The organism is Serratia sp. root2 (assembly GCF_031931805.1).
Classification (GTDB): domain Bacteria; phylum Pseudomonadota; class Gammaproteobacteria; order Enterobacterales; family Enterobacteriaceae; genus Serratia; species Serratia inhibens.
On sequence record NZ_JAUJXB010000007.1, the window covers coordinates 186,139 to 197,809 of the forward strand.

The 11,671-nt window shown below is 56.8% G+C and carries 10 protein-coding genes; 1 reads left to right on the plus strand and 9 read right to left on the minus strand.

The window, feature by feature from the left end; translation table 11 throughout:
* Nucleotides 1-52: 52 nt before the first annotated feature.
* Nucleotides 53-670, minus strand: coding sequence for an arginine exporter ArgO (argO, locus tag QZQ97_RS22685; protein WP_311995270.1), 618 nt, complete (start codon nucleotides 668-670; stop codon nucleotides 53-55).
* Between the two features lie 442 nt (nucleotides 671-1,112).
* The gene (gene mscS / locus QZQ97_RS22690; RefSeq protein WP_013814418.1) at nucleotides 1,113-1,979 is read right to left on the minus strand and encodes a small-conductance mechanosensitive channel MscS; all 867 of its coding nucleotides are present in this window, start codon (nucleotides 1,977-1,979) and stop codon (nucleotides 1,113-1,115) included.
* Nucleotides 1,980-2,195: 216 nt separating this feature from the next.
* On the opposite strand from mscS, the gene QZQ97_RS22695 reads away from it, so the two are divergent.
* Complete coding sequence (locus QZQ97_RS22695; RefSeq protein ID WP_311995271.1) at nucleotides 2,196-2,864, plus strand: DUF1345 domain-containing protein; 669 nt, start codon at nucleotides 2,196-2,198, stop codon at nucleotides 2,862-2,864.
* A 51-nt stretch (nucleotides 2,865-2,915) separates the two neighbouring features.
* On the opposite strand, the gene fbaA is transcribed toward QZQ97_RS22695, so the two are convergent.
* The 7 genes from fbaA to QZQ97_RS22730 all read right to left on the minus strand — a co-directional run.
* A complete protein-coding gene (gene fbaA, locus QZQ97_RS22700) occupies nucleotides 2,916-3,995 on the minus strand; it encodes a class II fructose-bisphosphate aldolase (protein WP_004952575.1) in 1,080 nt (359 codons plus the stop codon).
* A 116-nt stretch (nucleotides 3,996-4,111) separates the two neighbouring features.
* Nucleotides 4,112-5,272 carry a phosphoglycerate kinase gene (gene pgk / locus QZQ97_RS22705; protein WP_311995272.1) on the minus strand — a complete coding sequence of 387 codons (1,161 nt, stop codon included), beginning with the start codon at nucleotides 5,270-5,272 and terminating at the stop codon, nucleotides 4,112-4,114.
* Nucleotides 5,273-5,344: 72 nt separating this feature from the next.
* Nucleotides 5,345-6,361 carry an erythrose-4-phosphate dehydrogenase gene (gene epd, locus QZQ97_RS22710; RefSeq protein ID WP_311995273.1) on the minus strand — a complete coding sequence of 339 codons (1,017 nt, stop codon included), beginning with the start codon at nucleotides 6,359-6,361 and terminating at the stop codon, nucleotides 5,345-5,347.
* A gap of 397 nt (nucleotides 6,362-6,758) precedes the next feature.
* Entirely contained in the window at nucleotides 6,759-7,829 is a 1,071-nt protein-coding gene (locus QZQ97_RS22715; protein ID WP_311995274.1) for an ABC transporter ATP-binding protein, read from the minus strand.
* On the minus strand, nucleotides 7,822-9,591 hold the full coding sequence (locus QZQ97_RS22720; protein WP_311995275.1) for an ABC transporter permease: 1,770 nt from the start codon (nucleotides 9,589-9,591) through the stop codon (nucleotides 7,822-7,824). The genes QZQ97_RS22715 and QZQ97_RS22720 overlap by 8 nt, the downstream gene beginning before the upstream one ends.
* A gap of 81 nt (nucleotides 9,592-9,672) precedes the next feature.
* Nucleotides 9,673-10,761 (minus strand): ABC transporter substrate-binding protein, encoded by a 1,089-nt coding sequence (locus QZQ97_RS22725; protein WP_311995276.1) that lies wholly within the window; start codon nucleotides 10,759-10,761, stop codon nucleotides 9,673-9,675.
* Nucleotides 10,762-10,953: 192 nt separating this feature from the next.
* Nucleotides 10,954-11,671, minus strand: a 718-nt coding sequence (locus QZQ97_RS22730; RefSeq protein ID WP_311995277.1) for a transketolase-like TK C-terminal-containing protein, incomplete at its 5' end; no start/stop codon positions are given.

Consider the following 11,671-nt stretch of genomic DNA (forward strand, 5'->3'; position numbering starts at 1 on the left):
ATAAAACGTAGCATATCGCGCGGGTTTTTAAATTCGGATTAGTGACAAATTCTTATAAATTTGCCCCCTGCCAGGCCAGTTGCCCTGCGATGGCCCACATCACCAGTCCCACCAGCGTATTGATAATGCGCTGCGCCAGTTGGGTTTTCAGCCAGGGTGCCAACCAGGAAGCCAACAACGCCAGCCCGAAGAACCAGACGATAGAGGCGCTCACCGCACCCAGCGCAAACCAGGAGCGCACATCTGGCGTCAGTTGACCGCCCAGGCTGCCCAGCACCACAAAGGTATCCAGGTAGACATGCGGGTTCAGCCAGGTCACCGCCAGCATGGTGACCACCAGACGCCAGCGGCTCTGTTTCAGCTCCTCCGCCGTCGCCAGGGCCAACTGCCGGGTGAAAGCGGTGCGAAACGCGCCCCAGCCGTACCACAACAGGAACGCCACGCCACCCCAGGTGACAATCGACAGCAGTAGCGGCGAACGACTCAGCAAGGCGCTGCCGCCGAAAACGCCGCCACAGATCAGCACGATATCGCTCAATGCACACAGCGACGCGATCATCAGATGATACTGACGGCGGATCCCCTGATTCATCACAAAAACGTTTTGCGGGCCAAGCGGCAGGATCATCGCGGCACCCAAGGCGAAGCCCTGTATAAAGACAGCTAGCATGGAGTTCCTCACAGAGAAAAAAGCGCCGTTCGGGGGGCGCATGTCGGTCAACACGCGCATCATACGAGGAAGGAATTATTAGGTAAAATTGATACTTCTAATCAACCATCATGAATGCTAATACTCAGGCAGGGAGCGCAAACCCCGTTCCTGAGAAATGCGCTGTGCAGTCGCCAACTCCGGCTCCGCCATGCAGGTCACCCCAGCGCATTATCGTCCCGTTCCATTGCCATGACGCACTGGCGGATATCGGCCCGTTCCTCATAGAGCTTCATAGAGTTTCGACAACCTGGTCAGGGTATTACGCGTCAGCGCCTGGATTTCAGGCTGATGGGGCTGCCCGTCGCGGTCAGGATCATCACCGTTGCCGTAGGCGATAAAAAGTGAGGCAAGAACGCCTATTGCGGGCAATAAAAAACGGGGCCAAAAGGCCCCGATTTGCTTATTCCGCTTTGGCGGCGGCTTGCTCGGTGCGATAGAGATGAACGTCCATCTGCGGGAATGGAATACCGATGTTGTTGGCATCCAGCGCGCGCTTGAAGTTTTCCATCAGATCGAAGTACACGTTCCAGTACTCCGCGTTGGTGGTCCAGGAACGGGTCACGAAGTTCAGCGAAGACGGCGCCATTTCGTTCAGGCGCACGGTCACACCCTTGGCGTGCATGATGCGCTTATCAGCCGCGATCACATCGCCCAGTACCTTTTTCACCACGTCGATGTCGGCGTTATAGGCCACGCCCACCACGATATCCACGCGGCGATTCGGCTCGCGGGAATAGTTGATGATGTTGCCTGCAATGATTTTGCCGTTCGGCACCACGATGGTTTTGTTGTCTGCGGTGCGCAGCGTGGTGGAGAAGATCTGCACCTGATCGACAGTACCGGCCACTCCGCCCAGATCGACATACTCGCCCACGCGCAGCGGACGGAAGATCACCAGCAGCACGCCGGCGGCAAAGTTGGACAGCGAGCCTTGCAGCGCCAAACCAACGGCCAAACCGGCGGCACCCAGTACAGCGATCACCGAAGTGGTCTGCACGCCAATGCGTCCCAGCACTGCAATAAAGGTAAACGCCAGCACGCCGTAACGCACGATCGCCGACAGGAAATCCGCTACCGTGGCGTCAATGCCGCGCAGCTTCATCACGCGGTTTAATGCGTTGCCTATCACGCGGGCAATGATCGAACCGATGATCAGGATAACGATAGCGGCAACGATGTTCACCGCGTATTGGATCAGCAGATCCTGGTTCTTCACCAGCCAGTTACCGGCGCCGTTGATGCCGTCTACTACATTCAAATCTTTCATTCGTGTTGTCCTAACTCTGCCCCTAAAGGGATAAACTCGCAAAAATACACTGACATCAATCGTCAGTTGGAAACCACTGCCTTAGGTTAACCAACATTCGCCCGGCATCCAACCGCAAGCACTAAAAATAGCCGAAACAGCGGCGTGTTTGGGGCCATTTCCTCTATGCTAAACAAAGCGCTGTCCCCATGAGGTTAACAAGGAACTCCGTCCGTCATGTACATTCCGTCGTCGATTAAACATTATTGGCAAGTCCGGCCGAGGCTGCTGCTTTCGGTGGGGGCCGGCATCCTGTGCTACCTGCTGCTGCCGACTCAGCTCTCTGAACTGCAACGCCTGATGATTGGCTGGAACGTGCTGGCCTGGCTCTACCTGCTGTTTCTCTGGCGCTTGATGCTGGTGAGCACGCCGCAGCATATCCGCCAGATTGCCCGTTCACAGGATGAAAGCGCCAGTATGGTGTTGGCGCTGGTCAGCATCGGCTGTCTGGTAAGCATTCTGTCGATTATGTTTGAGCTGGGCACCACCAGGCAGGTCAGTGACTCGCTGAAAACGCTGCATCTGACGCTGACCGGCACCACGCTGGTAGTGTCCTGGCTGCTGCTGCCAACCGCCTTCACCATGCATTACGCCCACCAGTTTTACCGCAAGGGGGCGCAGCAGGACCCGCTGCCGCTGGTGTTCCCCGGCAATCTTGCCGAACCGACCTATCTGGACTTCGCCTACTTCTCATTCACCATCGCAGTGGCGTCTCAAACCGCCGATGTAGCGGTCGGCGCGGCGGAGGTGCGCAAAATCACCCTGCTGCAATCGGTCATCTCTTTCGTGTTCAATATGGTGATTCTGGGGCTGTCGATTAACGTCGGTGCCGGCTTGTTGAGCTAAAAACGAAAAAGGCTCCCCGAGGGGAGCCTTTATGGCAACAGCTAATCGAGATTACAGAACGTCTACTGCGTTCAGATCTTTGAAAGCCTGTTCCAGACGAGTAATCATGGAAGTCTGGGCTGCACGCAGCCATACGCGTGGATCGTAGTATTTCTTGTTCGGCTGGTCGGCGCCTTTCGGGTTGCCCAACTGGCCCTGCAGGTAAGCTTCGTTCGCTTTGTAGTACTGCAGGATACCGTCCCAGGTTGCCCATTGGGTGTCGGTATCGATGTTCATTTTGATCACGCCGTAGCCTACGGACTCTTTGATCTCTGCATCGGTAGAACCGGAACCGCCGTGGAACACGAAGTTCAGGCTGTTGTGCGGCAGGTTGAATTTCTTGGACACGTAGTCCTGAGAATCACGCAGGATGGTCGGAGTCAGTTTAACGTTGCCTGGCTTGTACACGCCGTGAACGTTACCGAAGGACGCCGCGATGGTGAAACGTGGGCTGATGGCATTCAGTTTTTCGTACGCGTAAGCCACGTCTTCCGGTTGGGTGTACAGAGCGGATGCGTCCATATGGCTGTTGTCCACGCCATCTTCTTCACCGCCGGTGCAACCCAGTTCGATTTCCAGAGTCATACCCAGCTTCGCCATGCGAGTCAGGTATTTGCTGCAAATCTCGATATTTTCTTCCAGAGACTCTTCAGACAGGTCGATCATGTGGGAAGAGAACAGTGGCTTGCCGGTAGCGGCGAAGTGCTTCTCGCCCGCGTCCAACAGGCCGTCCAGCCATGGCAGCAGTTTCTTCGCGCAGTGGTCGGTGTGCAGAATAACCGGCACGCCATAATGCTCAGCCAACTGGTGAACATGATGTGCACCAGAAATCGCGCCCAGAATCGCTGCGCCCTGCGGAACGTCAGTCTTCACGCCTTTGCCGGCGATAAACGCGGCACCGCCGTTGGAAAACTGAACGATAACCGGAGCACGTACCTTCGCGGCCGTTTCCAGCACGGCGTTGATGGAGTCGGTCCCCACGCAGTTCACTGCTGGCAGCGCAAAGTTGTTCTCTTTAGCTACTGCGAATACTTTCTGAACGTCATCGCCAGTGATGACACCCGGTTTTACGAAATCAAAAATTTTAGACATGTTACTTTGTCCTGTTTCGTCGGCCGTAGATGGATGTAAATCGATTTTTTCATGCCGCGCCGCCGTGGCCGCGCGGTATAAAACAAACGGGCGGCTTTCGCCTCCCGTTGTCTGAATTACTGCTTAGCACGCTCTTCCAGCATCACTACCGCCGGCAATGATTTACCTTCCACGAACTCCAGGAAGGCGCCGCCGCCGGTTGAGATGTAGGAAATCTTGTCAGCAATGCCGAACATGTCGATTGCTGCCAGAGTGTCGCCGCCGCCTGCGATAGAGAAGGCTTCGCTGTCTGCGATTGCGTTCGCGACAATTTCGGTGCCCCGACGGAAGTTAGGGAACTCGAAGACGCCAACCGGGCCATTCCACAGAATGGTTTTGGCATTTTTCAACAGTGCTGCCATTGCAAAGGCAGTTTCGTCGCCGAAGTCCATAATCTCTTCGTTATCAGCGATTTCTGAAACGTTTTTCACCGTTGCCACGGCGGTTTCAGAGAATTCTGTGCCCACGCGAGAATCGGTTGGTACTGGAATGCCGTACTGATCGCGCAGACCTTTTGCCGCAGCAACGAAGTCTGGCTCGTACAATGATTTGCCCACGTTGTTGTCGATAGCAACGAAGGTGTTTGCAATGCCGCCGCCGACAATCACGGTATCCGCGATTTTCACCAGTGACTGCAGAACATCAAATTTGGTAGACACTTTAGAGCCGCCAACGATAGCGACCATTGGGCGGGCCGGGTTACCCAGCGCTTTGCCCAGGGCCTCCAGCTCAGCAGACAGCAGCGGGCCTGCACAGGCAACAGGGGCAAACTTGCCCACGCCGTGAGTCGAAGCCTGCGCGCGGTGCGCGGTGCCGAAAGCGTCCATCACGTATACGTCGCACAGCGCCGCGTACTTCTTGGACAGGGTTTCGTCGTCTTTCTTCTCGCCCTTGTTGAAACGGACGTTTTCCAGCACTACCAGCTCACCTTCTGCAACGTCAACGCCTTCCAGGTAGTCTTTAGCCAGACGTACCGGGTTTTTCAGGTGTTCTTTCAGATAGTTTACAACTGGCAGCAGGGAGAATTCTTCGTTGTATTCGCCTTCGACAGGACGACCCAGGTGGGACGTTACCATCACGCGAGCACCTTGTTTCAGCGCAGCTTCAATCGTCGGAAGGGAAGCACGGATACGTGCATCGGAAGTCACTTTACCGTCTTTCACTGGTACGTTCAGATCGGAGCGGATCAGAACGCGTTTACCTGCCAGATCCAGATCGGACATGTTAATTACAGACATGGTGAACCCTCTTGGTTAACTCTCTTTAAAGTTGCCTAAGCGACGCACCGGCAAATCGCCGATGCCGCCGTACTAGAAACCGCTTGCGGCCATTGCCCGTGTTGTATCCAACATCCGATTGGCAAAACCCCATTCATTATCGCACCAGACCAAGGTCTTGATCAGGTGCTGCCCGCTGACCCGGGTCTGCGTACCGTCGACGATAGCGCTATGCGGGTCATGGTTAAAATCAATCGAGACTAATGGTAGTTCCGTATAATCGACTATACCACGAAAAGATCCCTGTGCGGCCTTTTGCAACAACTGGTTGACCTCTGTCACTTTCACCGCCGAACTGACGCTGACGCTGAGATCGATAGCCGTCACGTTGATGGTCGGCACGCGCACGGAAATCGCTTCGAAACGATCGCAAAACTGCGGAAAAATACGGGTAATGCCGGCGGCCAGCTTGGTGTCGACCGGAATAATCGACTGGCTCGCCGCGCGGGTACGCCGCAAATCCTGGTGATAGGCGTCTATCACCGGCTGATCGTTCATCGACGAGTGAATGGTGGTCACGGTGCCGGATTCGATGCTGAAGGCATCGTCCAGCAGCTTGATCACCGGAATAATGCAGTTGGTGGTGCATGACGCATTGGACACGATACGGTGTTCCGCCAACAGCGTCTGGTGATTGACGCCAAACACGATGGTGGCGTCCAGATCGTTGCCGCCCGGATGGGCGAACAGGACCTTCTTCGCCCCCGCCGCCAGATGGGCCTCGCCATCCGCCCGGCTGCCGAATACGCCGCTGCAATCCAGCACTACGTCGACGCCCAACTCGCCCCAGGGAAGCCGGTCCACCGCCGGCTGATGCAGCAAACGGATAGTGTCATCCCCGACGGTCAGCATGTCGCATTCCTGGCGGACATCCCAGGCAAAGCGACCATGGCTGGAGTCGTATTTCAGCAGGTGGGCCATACCTTCGGCGTTCGCCAGTTCGTTGATCGCCACCACGGAAATTTCCGCTCTACGTCCCGATTCATACAGTGCGCGTAAAACGCTGCGGCCAATGCGGCCAAAACCGTTTATCGCTATGCGGATGGTCATGCTGCTCCTGAAAAAGGGCCTTCTGCTGCCGGGCGCGTTCACCGGCATTGAGAGGGCGCGGGCTGGTTATCTGACTAACCAGCATAGAGTAGTGTATCGCACCGCCTGCTGTGAATCGTCGCGTAACATTATTCCTGCCTGCCGGCGGTAATTCACCGGCGTCACTCGGGCATTTCTGCGAGATACCGCTAAAACTGAAACGCTTCAGCCGAGCATAAACCAAAGTTTTGCCAAAAGGAACAGGTGCAGCAAGCCGGTAGGCAACGCGAGAAGGTTTTGCGAGAATAAGATGATCTAGCGCACACTTTTGACTTAAGGCAGCGCCAAAGAGACACGACGGGATGCTGAATTTATAGCCAGCCGGCCGCCCCCGTAACAGGGTACGGCCTTGCCGATATTATTCTTTGGGGAAAATCCACAGATGCTCTGCCGGCAACGATAGCCGGCACAACGCCTGCTCACGCACCTCGCTGCCATAGGCACGCACCACAAAATCCTCGGCCACCGTGCGGAACAGATATTCCCAACGATCGCCAAGATACATACTGGTCAGCAGCGGCAGCTCAAGTTGATTACCCTGAGGATCGTCCCCCAAACGCACGCGCTCGACGCGGATCACCGCTGTCCCCTCTTCGCCGGCTTTGACCCCCGCGCCCGCCATGCCCCACAGCGCCCAGTCTTTACCCTCGATACGCGCTTTGCCGTCACTCACCTCCGTGACCTTGCCGTACAGGCGATTATTGCTGCCCATAAATTCGGCGGTAAACAACGTTGAAGGTGAACCGTACATTTCCTGCGGCGTGCCCTGCTGTTCGATTTTCCCGTTGTTGAGCAGCAAAATACGGTCGGAAATCGCCATAGCCTCATTCTGATCGTGGGTCACCATCAGCGCCGACAGGCCAAGCTTGATAATCAACTCGCGCAGGAACACCCTGGCTTCTTCACGCAGCTTGGCATCCAGGTTAGACAAGGGTTCATCGAGCAGGATCACCGGCGGGTTGTACACCAGCGCCCGGCCAATCGCCACGCGCTGCTGCTGACCGCCGGAAAGCTGGTGCGGATGGCGTTTGCCCAGCAGCCCCAGCCCAAGCTGATCGAGCACGCCCTGCACCCGCTGACTAATTTCCGCCGAGGCGACTTTGCGTAATTTCAGCGGGTAGGCAACGTTCTCGAACACGGTCTTATGCGGCCATAACGCGTAAGACTGGAACACCAGCCCAAGGTTACGCTCTTCTGCCGGGATCTCACTGCGCGAAGCGCCATCGTATACCCTATTGCTGCCAATGATAATGCGGCCCTGCGTCGGCTTTTCCAGCCCGGCGACCGCACGCAGCAACGTGGTTTTCCCACTGCCCGACGGGCCCAGCAGCGAAACCACTTCGCCCCGTTTCAACTGCATCGAAACGCCTTTCAGCACCGGGTTGTCGCCGTAGGTCAAATGCAGGTTCTCTACCGAAAGTTCAATCATGTAATTTCACTCCAAAGCGCAGGGCGATACCCAAACCTAACACCACCAGCAGGATGTTGATAAAAGAGAGCGCCGCGACGATATCAATGGCACCCGCCGCCCACAGCGAAACCAACATCGATCCTATGGTTTCCGTGCCCGGAGAAAGCAGATACACCCCGGTGGAATACTCGCGTTCAAAAATCAGGAACATCAATAGCCACGAACCAATCAGGCCGTAACGCGACAGCGGAATGGTGACGTGTCGGGTTATCTGGCCACGGGTCGCACCGGCGCTGCGCGCCGCTTCTTCCAGTTCGGGGCCAACCTGCAACAACGTGGAGGAAATCAGCCGCAGACCGTAGGCCATCCATACCACGGTATAGGCCAGCCAAACGCTGAAGATGGTGCTGCGCAAGGAACGCAACCAAACGATCAGATTCTCCCGCAACCACTCGGCCACCGGCAACGCCGACAACCAGCCCTCTTTCAGCGACTTATCCAGCCACATCGGCAAGAACAAGAACACCCACAGGAAAGCCAGACCGGCCAGCAGGCCAGGCACCGCTCGCGGCACCAACACGCTGTAGTCGAGAAAACGGGTCGCGCCGTCGGGTTTACGGTGCATGGCGATGCCGATAAACAGATAGCAAACCACCGCCAGCGCGCCACCGAGCACCCCAATCGCCATCGAGTTGACAATCGCCCGCAGCAGGTTAGGTTGCTGCCAGATGGTGCGGAAAGTATTGAGTGACAGTTCGTCCCAGATGGAAACGCCCACTCCCCAATTGGAGATAAAGGCGCGCAATACCACACCCACCAGCGGTACGCCGATGGTGACCGTCAGCCAGAACACCACCACGGCACCGGCGACCCAGCGCCATTTACCCAGCGGCAGCGCGCGGGCCTGCGAAGCCTTGCCTTTGACGGTAACGAAACGGTTGGCGGTGCGCATCAGCCGGCGCTGCAACATCACCAACGGAATGGTGATGCAGATCAGCACCACCGCCACCGCCGCCATCAGATGGTAAGACGGCGTACCCAGCTTATTGGTCAGTTGATACAGATAGGTCGCCAGCACCAGATTGCCTTCCGGGTCGCCCAGCACCAGCATCAGGCCGAACACTTCCAGCCCAAGGAAGAACAGCAACACGCCGGCATAAAGAATGGACGGCCGCACCATCGGCAAGCTGACGGCGGTCATCACCTGCAAAGGCGAGGCTCCCGCCGTTCGCGCCGCCTCTTCCACGTCGGAACCCACGCTGCGCAGCGCCGAAGATATGTACAAATAGGCATGAGGAACGTGCGTCAGCCCGGCGATGACCACGATGCTGGACATCGAGTAGATATTCCACGGCACGAAGCCCAGCAACGATTCCGCCCACAGCGAGAAAAAACCCACCGGTCCGGCGGCCACCACGTAGCCAAACCCCAGCACCATCGGGGAGACGAAGATCGGCACCAGGATCAGCGGCTCAATGAAGCGGCGGCCGGGCAAATCGGTTCTGACCATCAAAAAGGCCAGAATGCCCCCCAGCGGAATGGCGATCACCACCAGCCCGAAAGCCAGAATAAAGCCGCTTTTCAGCGCCTTGTAAAAGTCGGGGTCGGTAAAAATAAACTGAAACGCCTCAAGACTGAACACCTTGGACGGGGAGAAAAAGGGGGCGGAGAGGAAACTTTGAATCACGATAAACGACAGCGGCACATAGATAACCAGCGCGGTTATCAGCACCACCAGGCCGCGTGGCAGGCTTTGCCACTTTCTGCGCCATGCTTGCATAAATTATCCCTATGGTTGTGAACGACGACGACCAAAGGGCGCGCGCCCATGCGGCAGACGCACGTCCGAATGCAGTCCCTGTTATTTCGCCGCGGCGGTACGCCACTGTTTGATGTAGTCCAGGCGCTTGGCCGGTTGCAGATATTCCAGCAGGCTTTCATCCACCGGGATAGGTTTCAGCGCGTTGCCAAGCATTTTGGTCATGCCTTCAATGTCGTTCTTGCCTTCGATGTCATTGCGGATGGAAGGAATGTCCGCCTGATTGGCAAGTATGCTCTGGCCCTTTTCCGACAGTACGTAGTTAAGCCACAGTTTCGCTGCGTTAGCGTTGGCAGCCTCTTTGCTGATAAAGGACACGCGCGACAGCACCAGCGTGTAATCCTTCGGATAAGAAATACCGAGCGAAGGGTCGGTTTTGGCGCGGGCCTCGGCATAAGAACCCAGGATGTTGAAACCAATCAGGTTCTCACCGGATGACACCCTTTCCATCATGGTACCGGTAGAAGATTGTACCGCCAGGCCGCCTTTGGCGACGTCAGCCAGGGTAGCGAAATAGTGCGGATCGGCCTTGGAGTCCTGTACCGACAACATGAAACCCAACCCTGACTTTTCAATATCATAGGTGGTGACTTTCTTTTTGAACTTGTCGGTCTGGCTGGCGATCAGTTTTGCCAGCGCGGCGTGTGAGTCCGGTACGTCACCCTGCGGGATCAGCCGTTTGTTATAGATGAATACCACCGGCTCATAGGTGGTGCCGTAGGCCTTCTCTTTCCAGACCGCCCATTTCGGCAGTTGGCCCTGCTCCGGCGAGGCGTACTCCTGCGCGTAGTCGGTCGCCAGTTTCAGCGCGGTGTCCATCGACGAGCTCCAGACCACATCGCCGCTGGTGCCGCCCGCCGCCTGTTCGCTGATATAGCGGTTGTATAATTCGGTGCTGTTCATGTCGTTGTATTCGACTTTCACGCCCGGATACAGCGCTTCGAACCCCTGAATCAGCGGACCGGCAGCTTTAGTATCGGTGGTGGAATAGATGACTACCTTGCCTTCTTTCTTCGCGCCATCGACTATTTTCTGATAGTCAGCCGGATAACCTGCCGGGAAGTCGGCATAAGCAGGCGCTGCCCCCAGTACCGCGATCGCAACCACAGACGCACTGATTCTTGTCAACATGATCAACTCCTGGTTACATTTAATAAACTAAAAATTAACATATAGTTAATCCTCGTTCTTAAGCAACGCCGTTGATTTTTTATCTTCGTGTTTTGTGAGGTTGGGCGATTTTTGGGCAATAAAAAGCCCGGCATATTTGCCGGGCCTGGCGTTGTCATGTCAGGGCGCGGCATGAGCCGCCCCTGCCGTGACTTATTTCAGCAGCGCCTGCGCCTTGGCCACCACGTTGTCCACGGTGAAACCGAACTCTTTGAACAACTGGTCTGCCGGGGCCGACTCACCAAAGCTGGTCATGCCCACGATGGCGCCGTTCAGGCCCACGTACTTGTACCAGTAGTCCGCGATACCCGCTTCCACCGCCACGCGGGCCGTGACCGCCGCCGGCAGCACCGATTCACGGTAAGCCGCATCCTGCTTGTCGAACGCGTCCGTCGACGGCATCGACACCACGCGCACCTTGGTGCCCGCTGCGCTCAGCTTGTCTGCCGCTTCCACGGTGATGCCCACTTCCGAACCGGTGGCAATCAGGATGACGTCCGGCGTACCGGCACAATCCTTCAGCACGTAGCCGCCGCGGTAAACGTTGGCCAGCTGCTCCGCGGTACGCGGCTGCTGGGTCAGGTTCTGACGCGAGAAAATCAGCGTGGTCGGGCCGTCATTGCGCTCGATGCCGTACTGCCAGGCAACCGCCGACTCCACCTGGTCGCACGGGCGCCAGGTGCTCATGTTCGGGGTCACGCGCAGGCTGGCAATCTGCTCAACCGGCTGGTGCGTCGGGCCGTCTTCGCCCAGACCGATGGAGTCGTGGGTGTAAACGAACACGTTGCGGATTTTCATCAGCGCTGCCATGCGCACCGCGTTACGGGCGTATTCCACGAACATCAGGAAGGTCGCGGAGTACGGCAGGAAA